This window comes from Nocardioides xinjiangensis (assembly GCF_017916385.1).
In the GTDB taxonomy this organism is placed as follows: domain Bacteria; phylum Actinomycetota; class Actinomycetes; order Propionibacteriales; family Nocardioidaceae; genus Nocardioides; species Nocardioides xinjiangensis.
The window spans coordinates 1-15,922 of the sequence record NZ_JAFMSW010000001.1; the positions used below are offsets into that span (position 1 = coordinate 1).

The following is a 15,922-nucleotide window of genomic DNA, read 5'->3' on the forward strand; positions in this document are numbered from 1 at the left end:
AGAGCCACATCCCCTGACAAGAACAAAACTGACAATTGTCAGAATCATCGTCAAAGAAACCGCGACACCACACCCAGCCCCACCCACAAGGAGCAGAACCAGAACATGACGTCAACGGGGCATAACAAACTAATTCGTCGACTAATCAAACACACTGTTGAGTTCTCAAACATCAGACGCACCCGTTCCTCGCCGGCTTGGCCGGTCTGGTCGCGGGGCAACCTGGACTACGTTACCGGGCGCGGATCTCACCGTCAAACTTGTGAGCTCGGCGCTTCGGTGGTGGTCGCAGCTGGTCTCCGCTTCAGCTGACCTTCGGGCCAGGAGGCGGCGCCGCTTGCGGCGACAGGTGAAACATTAGACGGTCCTCGGCGACGATGCAAAACCGGGGGTGCCGTTGACGCATAACCGCAGGTCAGGGCCCTGTGCGGCGTCGCGGCGCGGCCGGACGGTAGGTGCTGACCGTCGGGTCGCCGGTGATCCAGTAGCGCCACGGAAGCTCCGCTGCGAGGCGAAGACCCACGCGCGGGCCGGTGCTGACGTGCGCCGGGGGGTCGCCGCGCTCGAGGCGCGGGATCGCGCCGTTGTCGGCGAGGTCGATGCCGAGCACGCGGCACAGCCGCGCGGGACCACGGGCCAGGTCGCGGTCCGGGCCGGCCGGGCGGCGCTCCCGGGCCACCTCGTGGCCCCCGACCACCTCGCCGGCGCGCAGCAGGACCGCCCCCGGCGAGCCCTCCGGCCCGGTGACGAGGTTGGCGCAGTGGTGCATCCCGTAGATGAAGTACACGTAGAGACGGCCGGGCGGACCGAACATCACGGCGTTGCGCGGCGTGGGGCCCCGGAAGGCGTGGGAGCCGGGGTCGTCGGGACCGGCGTACGCCTCCACCTCGGTGAGCCGCACGGAGACGCCTCCGTGGGTGAGCACCGCCCCGAGCAGTCGCGGCGCGACCTCGAGGGGGTCGCCCTCAGCCCAGTCGGGCACGGTGGCGGGCGCTGGTGGAGCGGAGCGCGTCCAGCTGCTCCTGCACGCGGACCGGTGCGGTGCCCCCGCGACCCGCCCGCGACGCGACCGAGCCGTCGACGGTCAGGACGGCGCGCACCGCGGGGGTCAGCGACGGCGAGACCGCGGCGAGCTGCTCGTCGGTGAGGTCGGGCAGGTCGCAGCCGAGCTCCTCGCAGCGGCGGACGCAGGCACCGGCCAGCTCGTGGGCGTCGCGGAACGGGACGCCCTGACGCACCAGCCACTCGGCGACGTCGGTGGCGAGGGAGAACCCCTGGGGCGCGAGCTCGGCCATCCGGTCGGCGTTGAAGGTCAAGGTGGCGACCATCCCGGTCATCGCGGGAAGCAGGACCTCGAGGGTCTCGACCGAGTCGAAGACGGGCTCCTTGTCCTCCTGCAGGTCCCGGTTGTAGGCCAGCGGGAGGCCCTTCAAGGTGGTCATCAGGCCGGCCAGGTTGCCGACGAGGCGCCCGGCCTTGCCCCGCGCGAGCTCGGCGATGTCGGGGTTCTTCTTCTGCGGCATGATGCTCGACCCGGTGGACCACGAGTCGTGCAGCGTCGCGAAGTCGAACTCGCGCGTGGTCCAGAGGATGACCTCCTCCGCGAGGCGCGAGAGGTCGACCCCGACCTGCGCGGTGACGAACGCGAGCTCCGCGGCGAAGTCGCGCGCGGCCGTGCCGTCGATGGAGTTGGCGGACGACCCGGTGAAGCCGAGCTCGGCGGCGACGGCCTCCGGGTCGAGGCCCAGCGTCTGGCCGGCGAGCGCGCCGGACCCGTACGGCGAGTCCGACGCCACGCGGCTGTCCCAGTCGCGCAGCCGCTCGACGTCGCGCACCAAGGGCCAGGCGTGCGCCAGCAGGTGGTGCGAGAGCAGGACCGGCTGCGCGTGCTGGAGGTGCGTCCGCCCGGGCATCACCGTGCTGCTCCCGTCGGGGTCGAGGTGGGCGGCCGCCTGCTCGGCGAGCACGTCGACGAGGTCGAGCACGAGACGCGCGATGGTGCCGGCGTGGTCGCGGAGGTACGCGCGGAACAGGGTCGCGACCTGGTCGTTGCGGGAGCGCCCGGCGCGCAGCCGTCCCCCCACCTCGGGACCGACCTCCTCGAGCAGGAGCCGCTCGAGGGCACCGTGGACGTCCTCGTCGCCGGGTGCCGGCGACAGCAGGCCGGCGGCGTACCGCTCACCGAGCACCGCGAGGCCGCGCAGCAGCTCGGAGTGGTCGGCGTCGGAGAGCAGTCCCGCGCGCCGGAGGGCGTTGGCGTGCGCACGCGACCCGGCGAGGTCGTAGGGCGTGAGCTGCCAGTCGAAGTGGGTCGAGCGCGACAGCGCCTGGAGCTCGGGAGAGGGTCCGCTCGCGAAGCGGCCGCCCCACAGCGCGCCCTCGTTGGTGGTGCCAGGCTCAGCCATCAGTCGGTCCCGAACTCCATCGCCGCGCTGTCCAGCGCCCTCTCGTCGAACTCGTCGTCGTCCGCCTTCGGGCCGGACGTGCCGGAGATCCGGTCGAAGCCGCCGGACTCGATAGCACCGTAGAGGGTGCCGTTCTCGACGAGCACCTGGCCCTGGTCCAGCGGCTGGGCGGCGTACTGCTCGAGCTTGGCGCGCGAGTCGGCGATGTCGAGGTTGCGCATGGTGAGCTGGCCGATGCGGTCGGTGGGACCGAAGGCGGCGTTCTCCGTGCGCTCCATGGAGAGCTTGTCCGGGTGGTAGGAGAAGGCCGGCCCGTCCGTGCGCAGCACGGTGTAGTCCTCGCCGCGGCGCAGGCGGAGGGTGACCTCCCCCGTGACCAGGGAGGCGATCCACCGCTGGACGGACTCGCGGATCATCAGCGCCTGGGGGTCGAGCCAGCGGCCCTCGTAGAGCAGCCGGCCGAGCTTGCGGCCCTCGTTGTGGTACTGCGCGACCGTGTCCTCGTTGTGGATCGCGTTGAGGAGCCGCTCGTAGGCGACGAACAGCAGCGCCATCCCGGGGGCCTCGTAGATGCCGCGCGACTTCGCCTCGATGATGCGGTTCTCGATCTGGTCGGACATGCCGAGCCCGTGGCGTCCCCCGATCGCGTTGACCTCGTGCACCAGCGCCACCGGGTCGTCGTGGTGCACGCCGTTGACCGCGACCGGCCGGCCCTGCTCGAAGCGGACCGTGACGTCCTCCGGCTCGATGTCGACCGAGGGGTCCCAGAACCTCACGCCCATGATCGGCTCGACGGTCTCGAGCGAGACGTCGAGGTGCTCGAGGGTCTTGGCCTCGTGGGTGGCGCCCCAGATGTTGGCGTCGGTGGAGTACGCCTTCTCCTGGCTGTCCCGGTAGGGCAGGCCGTGCTCGGTGAGCCAGGCGCTCATCTCGTGGCGGCCGCCGAGCTCGGTGACGAACGCGGCGTCGAGCCACGGCTTGTAGATGCGCAGGTCGGGGTTCGCGAGCAGGCCGTAGCGGTAGAACCGCTCGATGTCGTTGCCCTTGAACGTCGAGCCGTCCCCCCAGATGTTGACGCCGTCGTCGTGCATCGCGCGGACGAGCATGGTGCCGGTGACGGCGCGGCCGAGCGGCGTGGTGTTGAAGTAGGCACGGCCGCCGGAGCGGATGTGGAAGGCGCCGCACGCGAGCGCGGCGAGGCCCTCCTCGACCAGCTGCTGCTTGCAGTCGACCGCGCGCGCCAGCTCGGCGCCGTACTGCAGCGCCCGGGACGGTACGCCGGAGATGTCCGGCTCGTCGTACTGGCCGATGTCGGCGGTGTAGGTGCACGGCACCGCTCCCCTGTCGCGCATCCAGGCGACCGCCACCGAGGTGTCGAGGCCGCCGGAGAACGCGATGCCGACGCGCTCGCCGACCGGGAGGGAGGTGAGGACCTTGCTCACTGGGAGTCCTTTTCGGGTGGGGTGTGCGGGAGGGAGCCGGCGCTGCCGGCCACGTCGTGGGGGTGGTGGTCGTGGGGGTGGTGGGGGTGGTTGGCGAGGTCGAGGAAGCGCTGGGCGAGCGCGTCGCCACCTCGGGGGTCCCGGCCGATGAGCAGCACGGTGTCGTCGCCGGCGATGGTGCCGAGCACGTCGCCGAGCTCGGCCTTGTCGAAGGCGGAGGCGAGGAACTGCGCCGCGCCGGGCGGCGTGCGCAGCACGACGAGGTTGGCGCTGGCCTCGGCGCTGACGAGGAGCTCGGCGCACAGCCGGGCCAGCCGGTCGCGGCCGGCTGCGGTCTCGCGGGGAGCCGCGACCGACCGGTCGCCGCCCTCCCCCGGCACCGCGTAGACCAGGGCTCCGTCGGCGCTGCGCACCTTGACCGCGTCGAGCTCGACGAGGTCGCGGCTGAGGGTCGCCTGCGTGACCCGGACGCCGTGGTCGCCGAGGAGCTCGGCCAGCTCGGTCTGCGAGCGGACCGGGTGCGCCGTCACGATGTCGATGATCCGCTGGTGGCGGGCGCTCTTGGTCAGGGGGGACACGGCGGTCATCATCGCTCCAGCAGCCAGGCGAGCACGGCCTTCTGGGCGTGGCGGCGGTTCTCCGCCTCGTCCCAGACCACCGACTGCGGGCCCTCGATGACCTCCTCGGCGATCTCCTTGCCGCGGTAGGCCGGCAGGCAGTGCATCACGATGGCGTCGGGCGCGGCGTGCGCGAGCAGGTCGTCGGTCACGCCGTAGGGCGGGAAGACCCGCAGCCGCTCCTGCGCCTCCTCCTCGCGCCCCATGCTCACCCAGGAGTCGGTGACGACGACGTCGGCGCCCTTCACCGCTTCCGCCGCGTCGGTGGTGAGCTCCACCGAGCCGCCGGTGTCCTCGGCGATCTCCCGGGCCCGCGCGACCACGTGGGCGTCGGGGCTGTAGCCGTCGGGTGCCCCGACGACGACGTGCATCCCGGCGGACGCGCCGGCCAGCGCCCACGAGTTGCCCATGTTGCAGGCGCCGTCACCGACGAAGGCGACGCGCACGCCGGCCAGCCGCCCCTTGTGCTCGCGAACCGTCTGCAGGTCCGCGAGCAGCTGGCAGGGGTGGAAGTCGTCGGTCAGCGCGTTGAGCACCGGCACGCCGGCGTACGCCGCCATGGTGACGACGTCGCCCTGGTGGGCGGTGCGCCAGACGATCGCGGCGGCCTGCCTGCCGAGGATGCGGGCGACGTCCTCGACGCCCTCGCGCGAGCCCATGGCCGCGAGGCCCCCGTCGACCGTCATCGGGTTGCCGCCCAGCTCGGCGATGCCGGCCGCGAACGACACCTGGGTCCGCAGCGTGGGCCGGTCGAAGACCAGGGCGACGGTGCGCGGGCCGCGCAGCGGCTGGGCGTCGAAGGGCGCAGCCTTCATCCGGTCGGCCAGGTCGAGGACCTCGAGCAGCTCGGACGGCGAGAGGTCGTCGTCGCGGAGGAAGTGGCGCGTCATCGGGTGGTCTCCGGGTTCGTGTGGGCGACCGCGGCGCGGGCGGCGTCGAGGATCGCGGGCAGGGCGGCGTCGAGCGCGTCGAGGTCGGCCGCGCTGATCACCAGCGGTGGCACGAAGCGCAGGCGGCTCGGACCGGTGGCGTTGAGGATGAAGCCGGCCGAGCGGCCGGCCGCGACGACCTCGGCGGCGTACGGGCCGTCGAGCTCGGCGCCGCGCATCAGTCCGGCGCCGGTCACCTCGACGACGCCGACCTGCCCGCGCAGCACGGCGGCCAGCTGCTCGCCGCGGGCGACGGCGGCGCCGAGCAGGTCGTCTGCCTCGATCGTGCGGAGGACGGCGAGCGCGGCCGCCGCGGCGACGGGGTTCCCGCCGAAGGTGGTGCCGTGGTTGCCCGGCTGCAGCAATGCGCCCGCCGGTCCCCTGGCGACGGTGGCGCCGACGGGCATGCCGCCGCCGAGGCCCTTGGCCAGGGTGACCACGTCGGGCTCGACGCCCTCGAGGTGGTGGTGGGCGAACCAGGCTCCCGTGCGGCCGATGCCGGTCTGCACCTCGTCGAGCCACAGCAGGGCGCCGCTGCCACGGGCGATCCGCTGGGCGGCGGCGAGGTAGTCCGGGGACGGGACGACGACGCCCGCCTCGCCCTGCACCGGCTCGAGCACGACCGCGGCGACCGTGTCGTCGACGGCCGCCTCGAGCGCGGCCACGTCGTCGTAGGGCACGAACGTGACCTCGCCGGGCAGCGGCACGAACGGCTCGCGGTACGCGGCCTTGGAGGTGAGCGCGAGGGCTCCCATGGTGCGACCGTGGAACGAGCCCTCGGCTGCCACGAGCCGGGTGCGGCCGGTGCGGCGGGTCAGCTTGAGCGCCGCCTCGTTGGCCTCCGCGCCGGAGTTGCTGAGGAAGACGCGGCCGTCGGACCAGCCGAGCAGGCCGAGCAGCTGCTCGGCGAGCGCCACCTGCGGCTCGGTGGCGAAGAAGTTGCTGACGTGCCCGAGCGTCGAGAGCTGGGTGGTGACCGCCTCGACGAGGGCGGGGTGGGCGTGCCCGAGGGAGTTCACGGCGATGCCGCCGAGCAGGTCGACGTACTCGCGGCCGTCGGCGTCCCAGACGTGGGCGCCCGCGCCGCGGACCAGCGCCAGCGCAGGCGGGCCGAAGGTGTTCATCACGGCGCCGGCGTAGCGCTCCTGGATGGTCGTGGCCGGTGCGTTCACGACGCGTCCTCCGTGGCGTAGGGCTTGCGCAGCCGGGTGGTGGCGCCGGGCAGCACCTGCGTGCCGACGCCCTCGTCGGTGAAGATCTCGAGCAGGACGGCGTGCGGCTCGCGTCCGTCGACGACGGTGGCGCGCGGGACTCCCCCGGTCACCGCCTCGTAGCAGGCCTGCATCTTGGGGACCATGCCGGCGTCGAGGCTGGGCAGCATCTCGCCCAGCGCCTCCGGGCTGATCTCCTGGATGAGGTCGTCGGAGTTGCCGTAGTCGCGGTAGAGGCCCTCCACGTCGGTGAGCACCAGGAGCTTCTCGGCGCCGAGCGCGACGGCCAGCGCGGCGGCGGCCGTGTCGGCGTTGACGTTGTGGACGCGGCCGTGGACGTCGGGGGCGACGGAGCTCACGACCGGCACGCGCCCGGCCTCGATGAGGTCGAGGACGGCCTCGGGGCGCACGTCGGCCACCTCGCCCACCAGGCCGAGGTCGACCTCCTCGCCGTCGACCGTCGTGCTCGTGGGACGCGCGGTGAAGAGGCCGGCGTCCTCCCCGGACAGGCCGACGGCCAGCGCGCCGTGCTGGTTGACCAGGCCGACCAGCTCGCGCTGCACCTGGCCGACGAGCACCATCCGCACGACGTCCATCGCCTCGGGCGTGGTGACGCGCAGGCCGCCGCGGAACTCCGACTCGATGCCGAGCTTGTCGAGCATCCGGGAGATCTGCGGTCCGCCGCCGTGGACGACGACCGGCTTGAAGCCGGCGAACCGGAGGAAGGCGATGTCCTCGGCGAAGGCGACCTTGAGCGAGTCGTCGGTCATCGCGTTGCCGCCGTACTTCACCACGATGGTCCGGCCGTGGTAGCGCTTGAGCCACGGCAGGGCGGCGGCGAGCGTGCGGGCCTTGGCGGGGTCGGGCCGCCTGGGGTGCTGGTCGACGGTGGGGTCGGTGCTGGTCGGGCTCACGAGCTGTAGGCGCTGTTCTCGTGGACGTAGGCGTGGGTGAGGTCGTTGGTCCAGACGGTGGCGCGGGCGTCACCGGACTTGAGGTCGATGGTCACCGTGACCTCGCGCCCGGTCAGGTCGACGCCGGCCGGGTCCTCGGCCGGGGTGGACTGCCGGCAGACCCAGACGCCGTTCATCGCGACGTCGAGGTCCGCGGGGTCGAACTGCGCGCTGGTCGTGCCGATGGAGGCGAGCACGCGGCCCCAGTTGGGGTCGTTGCCGAAGATCGCGGCCTTGAACAGGTTGCTGCGCGCGACGCTGCGGCCCACCTCGACGGCGTCCTCCTCCGACGCCGCGTGGACGGTGGTGATCGCGATCTCGTGGTCGGCGCCCTCCGCGTCCTGGAGCAGCTGCATGGCCAGGTCGGCGCAGGCCTGGGTGAGGGCGGCGGTGAAGTCCTCGGGCGTCGGCGTGATGCCGCTGGCCCCGCTGGCCATGACGGTGACGGTGTCGTTGGTCGACATGCAGCCGTCGGAGTCGAGGCGGTCGAAGGTGACGCGGGTCGCGGCCCGGAGCGCGGCGTCGAGGTCGCTCGCGGGCACCACGGCGTCGGTGGTGAGCACGACGAGCATCGTGGCCAGCTGCGGGGCGAGCATCCCGGCGCCCTTGGCCATGCCCCCGATCGACCACCCGGCGCCCTCGACGACGGTGTTCTTGCTGACCGAGTCGGTGGTCATGATCGCCTCCGCCGCCGCTGCTCCCCCGTCGGCGGACAGCGCGGCGGTGGCGGCCTCGACGCCCTCGAGCAGGTCGTCGCGGTCGTTGGCGAGCCCGATGAGGCCGGTGGAGCACACCACGACGTCGATCGCGCCGATGCCGAGGCCCTCGGCGACCTTCTCGGCGACCGCGTGCGTGGTCCGGAAGCCGTCCGGACCGGTGTAGCAGTTGGCGCCGCCGGAGTTGAGGACGACGGCGCGCACGACGCCGTCCTTGACGACCTCCTGGCTCCAGAGCACGGGGTTGGCCTTGCAGCGGTTGGTCGTGAAGACGGTGGCCGAGTCGTGGGCGGGGCCCTCGTTGACGACCAGGGCGAGGTCCGGGGCGCCGGTGGACTTGAGTCCGGCCGCGACGCCGGCGGCGGTGAAGCCGCTGGGGTGGGTGACGCTCATCAGGGGGCGAGTCCGATCGTGGAGAGCCCGGTGGCCTCGTCGAGGCCCAGGGCGAGGTTCATGCACTGGACGGCGGCGCCGGCGGTGCCCTTGGTCAGGTTGTCGACCACGGCCACCGCCACGAGTCGTCGGACGCGCTCGTCGACGGCGACCTGGACCTGGACCGCGTTGGAGCCCAGCACGGACTGGGTCTGCGGCCACCGGCCCTCCGGGAGGAGGTGCACGAACGGCTCAGCGTCGTACGCTCCGGCGTAGGCGTCGCGGACCTGCTCCGGGCTGACGCCGTCCAGCAGCGGCGCCTGCACGGTAGCGAGGATGCCGCGCGACATCGGGACCAGGAGCGGCGTGAACCCGACCCGCACGGCCCCGCCGTGGACGCCGCTGAGGTTCTGCACGATCTCGGGGGTGTGCCGGTGCACGCCACCGACGCCGTACGCGCTGGCGTTGCCCATCACCTCGCTGCCGAGCAGGTGCGGCTTGGGCGCCTTGCCGGCACCGCTCGTGCCGGACGCGGCCACCACGGTGACGTCGGGCTGGACCAGGCCGGCGGCGAGCGCCGGCACGACGGCCAGCGTCGACACGGTCGGGTAGCAGCCCGGCACGGCGATCCGCCGTGCGGCGCGCAGCAGCTCGCGCTGGCCCGGCAGCTCGGGGAGGCCGTAGGGCCAGGACCCCGCGTGCTCACCTCCGTAGAACGCCCGCCACTCCTCGGGGTCCGTCAGCCGGAAGTCGGCGCCGCAGTCGATGACCACCGTGTCCTCGCCGAGCGCCTGCGCGATCGCTGCGGACTGGCCGTGCGGCAGGGCGAGGAACACGACGTCGTGGCCCGAGAGGACGTCCACCGACGTGGCCTCGAGGACCCGGTCGGCCAGTGGCAGGAGGTGCGGCTGCAGCGCGCCGAGCCGCTCGCCCGCGTTGGAGCCCGCCGTGAGCGCGCCGACCTCGACGCCGGGGTGCCCGGCCAGCAGGCGCAGGACTTCGCCCCCGGCGTACCCGCTGGCTCCGGCGACGGCGACTGATGCGGTCATGTGCATGACTATACATGGTCCTGCATGGTCCCTCGATCGGGGCCCGATCTCGGAGGCACGGTACGGCCGCCTCGCCTACGGTGCACGGGTGAGCACACCTCCCACCCGCCTGTCCCCCGACGCCTACCTCGACCACCTCCGCAGGGAGTCCGCGCGCTTCCGCGAGGTGCTCACGGACTGCGACCCCGCCGCCGGTGTCCCGTCCTGCCCCGACTGGGACGCCGCGGACCTGCTGTGGCACCTCGCCACCGTGCAGAGGTGGTGGACCGAGGTGCTGCGCGCCCGACCCGCGCGACCCGACGAGATCGACCCGCCCCGTCCCGGGACGTACGACGAGCTGCTCGCCACCTACGACGACTGGTCGCGCGGGCTGGCAGAGGTGCTCGAGGCCGCGGACCCCGCCGACGAGGCGTGGAACTGGTCCGACGACCACACGGTCGGCTTCATCCTGCGACGGCAGGCCCACGAGGCGCTGGTCCACCGGGTCGACGCCGAGCAGGCGGCGGGCGTGGCCAGCGAGCTCGACCCAGTGCTCGCCGCGGACGGCGTCCACGAGTGCCTCGACGTGATGTACGGCGGGATGCCCGCCTGGGGGTCGTGGGAGCCGGGCGAGGGCCTGGTCCGGGTGGACGTCATCGACACCGGGCACGGGTTCTGGCTGCGGCTGGGCACGTTCTCCGGCACCGACCCCGACAGCGGGACGTCGTACGCCGACGAGGAGGACTTCCACGTCGTGCCGGCGCCGGAGGACGAGGACACGGAGCCCGACGTGGTCGTCGACGGGACGGCGCAGGCGCTCGACCTGTGGCTCTGGAGCCGGGCCGACGACACGGAGGTCTCCGCCGCGGGCGACCCGCACGTCCTGGCGCGGTTCCGTGCGGTCGTGACCTCGCCGATCACCTGATCGCCCGCGCCTGCAACCTTCTGCTCCCGCACGACGTCTCCTCTGCCGACGCCACGACGAGGGAGGCCGCACCATGACCCGCACCCGCACGACCACCGCTGCCCTGGCCTGCGCCCTGCTGGGCGCCACGCTGTCGGTGACCGCCACGCCGTCCGCCGGGGCGGCTGCGACGACGTGCCAGGGCAGGCCGGTCACGGTCGTGGGCACCGGCACGGAGGGGGATGACGTCCTCCTGGTCGAGGCCGTCCCGGACGCGGGCCCCACGGCGTACGACGGCAAGGGAGGCGACGACCTCGTCTGCATCCGCTCGAGGCTGCAGGACGAGATCTACACGATCACGGTGAGCGCGGGAGCGGGCGACGACACGGTCGTCAACGAGGTGTCGGACGACGACGTGTGGGTCACCACGGTGCTGGGCGCGGGATCGGACACCTACGTCGGGCTCGATCGCGCCATCCCGGACGACCCGAAGGCCTCGCCGTTCCACGAGACGGTCTTCGCCGGCGAGCACGACCTGACCCACGCGGGCCTCGGCGAGACGCTCGACACCGAGCCGGACACGATCGACACCGGGGCGGGCGAGGACGTCGTCCACTCCGGGTCGACCGCGCCGGGCGCGACCAACGGCGACGTCGTCCGCCTCGGCCCGGGAGCCGACCGCCTGAGCTGGGGCGGCGAGCAGACCGGTGTCCTCGACACGGGTGCCGGTGGGGACCACCTGGAGGTCCACCCCGGCTGGCAGGGCACCGACGTGGCCGTCGACGCCGCGGCCGGCGTGGCGACCGTCGACGGCCGGTCGGTCCTGCGGTGGACGGGCGAGGTCGCCACCTACACCCTGATGCTGGACAACCCGGTCGTGTCGTTCGTAGGCTCCGACGCCGACGAGTCCCTCTACCTGTCCGCGGCGGCCGCCACCCCGCCTGCGGCGAGCACGGGCCGCCGTTCCGTGTCGATGGGCGCGGGCGACGACCACCTCCGTCTCGGCGTCCGTGGCTCCGGATCCGTGGACGGGGGGCCGGGACGGGACACGTACAGCTCCACCGGCTGCGGACGGGCGCACGTCACCTTCGGTGGGTCCTTCGTCTGCACGCCGTCCGACGAGCAGTCCACCTACGCGTTCGCGTTCGACCGGTGGGAGGACCTCTTCGTCGGTGGCGGCGCCGTGACGGTGGTCGGCAGCCCGCGCGCGGAGAAGGTCAAGGTCGTCGCCACCCGCATCCGGGTGCGTGGGCTCGGCGGGGACGACGTGCTCAACGCCAACGCCGTCCAGGGCCCCGGTCGGCCGGTGGTCCTGTCGGGGGGCCGTGGCGACGACCGCGTGGTCGGCAGCTACGCCCGGGACCGGCTCCTGGGCGGACGCGGTGACGACAAGCTGTTCGGCGACTCCCGTGGCGACGACATCCTGGGGGGACCGGGTCGCGACCGTGCCTTCGGACAGCACGGGCGCGACCGGTGCGTCGCGGAGGAGCGCCGCTCCTGCGAGCGGCGCTGACCGCCAGCGGGACGAGCACCAGACGTGCGCACCGGGCCCCGAGTCCCACGGGACTCGAGGCCCGGCGGCCGTCGTCACGCGCGCTGCGTGGCGCCCGTCCGCTCGGCGGCGAGCGCGACGGCCGAGTCACGCGCCGCGGCCGCCTCGCCCTCCTTCAGCGTCCGGTCCGGCGCCCGGAACCGCAGGGCGTAGGCCAGCGACTTCCGGCCCGGCCCGACCTGCTCGCCGGTGTAGACGTCGAAGAGGCGGATCGACTCCAGCAGCTCGCCGGCGCCTTCGCGCAGCGCCCCCTCGACCTCCGCCGCGGGGACCCCGGTGTCGACCACGAGGGCGACGTCCTCCTTGGCGACCGGGTAGGAGGAGAAGCTCGGCGCCCGCCGGAGGTCGACGGCCCGCGCCATGAGCAGGTCGAGGTCGACCTCGGCTGCCACCGAGCGCTTCGGCAGGCCGAACGCCTGGCAGACCGTGGGGTGCACCTCGCCCGCGTGGCCGACGACCTCGCCGTCGACGGACAGCTCCGCGCAGCGGCCGGGGTGCCAGGGAGCGAGCTCGACGGCGGAGGCCGTGACCTCGAGGCCCAACGCCGCGGCGACGGAGCGGACCGCCTCGACCGCGTCGGCCCACGTGACCGGCCGGGACTCGCCCCACCAGCCGCCCGAGTCCGCGTCACCGGCCGCGACGACCGCCAGGTGGAGCGGCTGGGCCGGCAGGGCGGCGTCGAGCGCCGCGAACTCCTCGTCCGTGGGACGGCGGTCGACCGGGAGGATCGCCGCCGGACCGGCGTGCCGGGGCAGCGTGACGGTGGCGGTCTCGAAGATCGCCACGTCGTCGTTGCCGTGGCCGACGTTCTTGCCGGCCGTGCGGAGGAGGCCCGGGAGGAGCGTCGAGGTGAGGAAGCCGGCCTCGGCGTTGAGCGGGTTGGACAGCTTCAGCAGGTCGCGCCGCGGGTCCTCGGCGGTGAGGCCGAGGTCGTCGAGGTCCGACGCGCCGACGAACGGGAAGCTCACGACCTCCACGAAGCCCTCGCCCGCGAGCGTGCGCCCGATGCGGCGACGCAGCCGCTGCGCGCGCGTCAGGCCGCGACCGGACGGCGGGGTCGGCAGGACGGAGGGGATCGCGTCGTAGCCGACGAGCCGGATGACCTCCTCGGTGAGGTCCTCGGGGTCGGTGAGGTCGGGGCGCCACGGCGGCGGCACGACCTCGACCTCCGCTCCGTCGGCGTCGACGCGGCATCCCACCGCCTGCAGCGAGGCGACGACCGTCCGGGGGTCGATCGGCAGGCCGGCCACGCGCTGCGGCAGCTCGGCCGCCATCCGGATCGCGGGCACCGCGGGCGGGGAGCCGACGACGGTGACTCCGGGGTGGGCCTGGCCGCCGCCGTGCTCGACGAGGAGCTCGACGACGCGGTCGGCCGCGGCCTCGCAGATCGTCGGGTCGACGCCGCGCTCGTTGCGCCGGCCGGCCTCGGAGGTGATCTTGTGGCGACGACCGGTGCGGAACATCGACACGGCGTCCCAGTGGGCGGCCTCGACGAGGATCGAGGTCGTCGAGCCCGACATCTCCGTGGTCTCGCCACCCATGACGCCGCCGAGCCCGATGATGCCGGAGTCGTCGGTGACCACGAGGTCAGCGGGGTCCAGCTCGCGGGTCGTGCCGTCGAGGGTCGTCAGCCGCTCGCCCTCGCGCGCCCGGCGTACGACGATCGCGCCCTGGACCTTGTCGGCGTCGTAGCCGTGGATGGGGCGGCCGGTCTCGAGCATCACGTAGTTGGTGACGTCGACGGCCAGGGAGATCGGCCGCATCCCGGCGGCGGTGATGCGCCGCACCATGAAGTCGGGCGTGGGTGCGGTCGGGTCGAATCCGGTGACCTTGCGGGCGACGAAGACCGGGCAGCCGGCGGGGTCCTCGACGACGACCGGGTGGCCGTCCGCGTTGGGCGCCGGGGTGTCGCGGACCGCTGGGTCGCGGAAGCGGTCGGCGCCCTCGACGGAGACCAGCACCTCGCGCGCGATGCCCCGCAGCGACAGGGCGTAGGCGCGGTCGGGGTTGACCTCGAGCTCGATGACCTCCTCGTCGAGGCCCAGCACCGGGCGGACGTCCTGTCCCGGCTCGCCTGCGTCGGGGGGCAGCACGATGATGCCGTCGTGGTCCTCACCGAGGCCGAGCTCGCGGGCCGAGCAGATCATGCCGGCGGACAGGTGGCCGTAGGTCGTGCGCGCACCGATCGCGAAGCCGCCGGGCAGCACGCCGCCGGGCAGCACGGTGACCACGAGGTCGCCGGGCGCGAAGTTGTGCGCTCCGCAGACGATGCCCTGCGGCTCGCCGGTCCCGTTGGCGTCGCCGACGTCGACGGTGCACCAGTTGATGGTCTTGCCGTTCTTCTGCGGCTCGGGCTCCATGGTGAGCACGCGCCCGATCACCAGCGGGCCAGTGATCTCGCGGCCCGGGCTCTCCACGGCCTCGAGCTTGAGGCCGGTGAGCGTGAGCCGACGGGTCAGCTCGTCGGTGGTGACGTGCGCGGGCACGTCGACGTAGTCCTTGATCCAGGACAGTGGCGCCTTCATCTCAGATCTCCGTCCCGAACGCCGAGCTCCACCGCACGTCGCCCTCGAAGAGCGGCCTCAGGTCCTCCAGGTGGTGGCGGAACATGAAGGAGCGGTCGATGCCCATGCCGAAGGCGAAGCCGGAGTAGACCTCCGGGTCGACTCCGCACGCCACGAGCACCCGCGGGTTGACCACGCCGCAGCCGCCCCACTCGATCCACCCCTCGCCGCGGCACGTCCGGCACTCCGCCACGCCGTCGCCGCCGCGGCACACGAAGCAGCGGACGTCGACCTCCGCCGACGGCTCGGTGAAGGGGAAGTACGACGGGCGGAAGCGGGTGGTGATGCCGTCGCCGAAGAGCTGGGAGGCGAAGTGGTCGAGGGTGCCCTTGAGGTGGGCCATCGAGATGCCCTCGTCGACGACGAGGCCCTCGACCTGGTGGAACATCGGCGAGTGCGTGGCGTCGTACTCGTCGGTGCGGAAGACGCGACCCGGGCACACGACGTAGATCGGTGGCGTGCGGGTCAGCATGGTGCGGGCCTGCACCGGCGAGGTCTGGGTCCGCAGCACGACGTGGTCCTCGGCGGGCTCGGTCCAGAAGGTGTCCTGCATGGTGCGGGCCGGGTGGTCGGGCCCGAGGTTGAGCGCGTCGAAGTTGAGCCACTCGGCCTCCACCACGGGGCCCTCGGCGACCTCGTAGCCCATCGCCACGAAGAGGTCGGCGATCAGCTCGGACTGGAGGGTCAGCGGGTGGCGGCTGCCGCGCCGCCGGCGGGTGGTCGGCAGCGAGACGTCGACGGTCTCCTCGGCGAGCATCCGCTGCTCGTGCTCGGCCTCGAGCACGGCCTGGCGGGCCGCGAGCGCCTGGTTCACCGCCCCGCGGGCCTGGCCGACGCGCTGTCCGGCCTCCTTGCGCGCCTGCGGCGGCAGGGCGCCGATCTCGCGGTTGGCGAGCGCGAGCGGGGAGCGGTCCCCGGCGTGGTCGAGGCGCACCTGCTTCAGGGCGGCGAGGTCGGCGGCGCCGGCGATGGCGGCCAGGGCCGCCTCGCGCATCGCCTCGACCTCGTCGGCCTTGAGCGGGGTCACCTCGACAGGGTCGTAGTCGGTGTTGGGGCCGGACATGGCTCCCTTTCGAGCGGCGACGGAGGTTCGCCGCAGAGTCTAGAAGTGGACGGGCGTGGGGTCGCAGGGCACTCCCCGGACCCGGTGTGCGTCAGCTGCCCGACGGACCAGGTCCGGGGCGCAGAAATCGCAGGCTCGTGTCCACGGGCGCCATGGTACTCGTCGC

At 73.4% G+C, this 15,922-nt stretch carries 13 protein-coding genes; 2 read left to right on the forward strand and 11 right to left on the reverse strand.

Annotated features, from left to right (window positions below):
- Positions 1-415 precede the first annotated feature (415 nt).
- Genes J3P32_RS00005 through argC form a run of 9 tightly spaced genes read right to left on the reverse strand, consistent with a single transcriptional unit; the run spans position 416 to position 9,694 of the window.
- Complete coding sequence (locus tag J3P32_RS00005; protein WP_210437503.1) at positions 416-982, reverse strand: DNA-3-methyladenine glycosylase; 567 nt, start codon at positions 980-982, stop codon at positions 416-418.
- Positions 966-2,405 (reverse strand): argininosuccinate lyase, encoded by a 1,440-nt coding sequence (gene argH, locus J3P32_RS00010; protein ID WP_210437504.1) that lies wholly within the window; start codon positions 2,403-2,405, stop codon positions 966-968. Before argH ends, J3P32_RS00005 begins: the two co-directional genes overlap by 17 nt.
- The gene (argG, locus tag J3P32_RS00015; protein ID WP_210437505.1) at positions 2,405-3,847 is read right to left on the reverse strand and encodes an argininosuccinate synthase; all 1,443 of its coding nucleotides are present in this window, start codon (positions 3,845-3,847) and stop codon (positions 2,405-2,407) included. Before argG ends, argH begins: the two co-directional genes overlap by 1 nt.
- The gene (locus J3P32_RS00020) at positions 3,844-4,434 is read right to left on the reverse strand and encodes an arginine repressor (protein WP_210437506.1); all 591 of its coding nucleotides are present in this window, start codon (positions 4,432-4,434) and stop codon (positions 3,844-3,846) included. The genes argG and J3P32_RS00020 overlap by 4 nt, the downstream gene beginning before the upstream one ends.
- A complete protein-coding gene (argF, locus tag J3P32_RS00025) occupies positions 4,434-5,354 on the reverse strand; it encodes an ornithine carbamoyltransferase (RefSeq protein ID WP_210437507.1) in 921 nt (306 codons plus the stop codon). Before argF ends, J3P32_RS00020 begins: the two co-directional genes overlap by 1 nt.
- Positions 5,351-6,565 carry an acetylornithine transaminase gene (locus J3P32_RS00030; RefSeq protein WP_307861504.1) on the reverse strand — a complete coding sequence of 405 codons (1,215 nt, stop codon included), beginning with the start codon at positions 6,563-6,565 and terminating at the stop codon, positions 5,351-5,353. The genes argF and J3P32_RS00030 overlap by 4 nt, the downstream gene beginning before the upstream one ends.
- Positions 6,562-7,518 carry an acetylglutamate kinase gene (gene argB, locus J3P32_RS00035; protein WP_210437508.1) on the reverse strand — a complete coding sequence of 319 codons (957 nt, stop codon included), beginning with the start codon at positions 7,516-7,518 and terminating at the stop codon, positions 6,562-6,564. The genes J3P32_RS00030 and argB overlap by 4 nt, the downstream gene beginning before the upstream one ends.
- The gene (gene argJ, locus J3P32_RS00040; RefSeq protein ID WP_210437509.1) at positions 7,515-8,666 is read right to left on the reverse strand and encodes a bifunctional glutamate N-acetyltransferase/amino-acid acetyltransferase ArgJ; all 1,152 of its coding nucleotides are present in this window, start codon (positions 8,664-8,666) and stop codon (positions 7,515-7,517) included. Before argJ ends, argB begins: the two co-directional genes overlap by 4 nt.
- Complete coding sequence (gene argC, locus J3P32_RS00045) at positions 8,666-9,694, reverse strand: N-acetyl-gamma-glutamyl-phosphate reductase (protein WP_210437510.1); 1,029 nt, start codon at positions 9,692-9,694, stop codon at positions 8,666-8,668. The genes argJ and argC overlap by 1 nt, the downstream gene beginning before the upstream one ends.
- A gap of 88 nt (positions 9,695-9,782) precedes the next feature.
- On the opposite strand from argC, the gene J3P32_RS00050 reads away from it, so the two are divergent.
- Both J3P32_RS00050 and J3P32_RS00055 read left to right on the forward strand, forming a co-directional pair.
- Positions 9,783-10,598 carry a maleylpyruvate isomerase family mycothiol-dependent enzyme gene (locus J3P32_RS00050; protein WP_307861506.1) on the forward strand — a complete coding sequence of 272 codons (816 nt, stop codon included), beginning with the start codon at positions 9,783-9,785 and terminating at the stop codon, positions 10,596-10,598.
- A 73-nt stretch (positions 10,599-10,671) separates the two neighbouring features.
- Entirely contained in the window at positions 10,672-12,090 is a 1,419-nt protein-coding gene (locus tag J3P32_RS00055) for a hypothetical protein (protein ID WP_210437512.1), read from the forward strand.
- A gap of 74 nt (positions 12,091-12,164) precedes the next feature.
- Here J3P32_RS00055 and pheT read toward each other — a convergent pair whose 3' ends face one another.
- Together pheT and pheS are read right to left on the reverse strand one after the other, a co-directional pair.
- Entirely contained in the window at positions 12,165-14,654 is a 2,490-nt protein-coding gene (gene pheT, locus J3P32_RS00060) for a phenylalanine--tRNA ligase subunit beta (RefSeq protein ID WP_210437513.1), read from the reverse strand.
- A 1-nt stretch (position 14,655) separates the two neighbouring features.
- A complete protein-coding gene (gene pheS / locus J3P32_RS00065; RefSeq protein ID WP_210437514.1) occupies positions 14,656-15,756 on the reverse strand; it encodes a phenylalanine--tRNA ligase subunit alpha in 1,101 nt (366 codons plus the stop codon).
- Between the last annotated feature and the right edge of the window lie 166 nt (positions 15,757-15,922).

Bases quoted from the DNA above. Each gene is read 5' to 3' on its own strand.
- argH (WP_210437504.1), bottom strand. From the start codon at position 2,405: ATGGCTGAGCCTGGCACCACCAACGAGGGCGCGCTGTGGGGCGGCCGC.
- J3P32_RS00020 (WP_210437506.1), bottom strand. From the start codon at position 4,434: ATGACCGCCGTGTCCCCCCTGACCAAGAGCGCCCGCCACCAGCGGATC.
- argF (WP_210437507.1), bottom strand. From the start codon at position 5,354: ATGACGCGCCACTTCCTCCGCGACGACGACCTCTCGCCGTCCGAGCTG.
- argJ (WP_210437509.1), bottom strand. From the start codon at position 8,666: ATGAGCGTCACCCACCCCAGCGGCTTCACCGCCGCCGGCGTCGCGGCC.
- argC (WP_210437510.1), bottom strand. From the start codon at position 9,694: ATGACCGCATCAGTCGCCGTCGCCGGAGCCAGCGGGTACGCCGGGGGC.
- J3P32_RS00055 (WP_210437512.1), top strand. From the start codon at position 10,672: ATGACCCGCACCCGCACGACCACCGCTGCCCTGGCCTGCGCCCTGCTG.
- pheT (WP_210437513.1), bottom strand. From the start codon at position 14,654: ATGAAGGCGCCACTGTCCTGGATCAAGGACTACGTCGACGTGCCCGCG.
- pheS (WP_210437514.1), bottom strand. From the start codon at position 15,756: ATGTCCGGCCCCAACACCGACTACGACCCTGTCGAGGTGACCCCGCTC.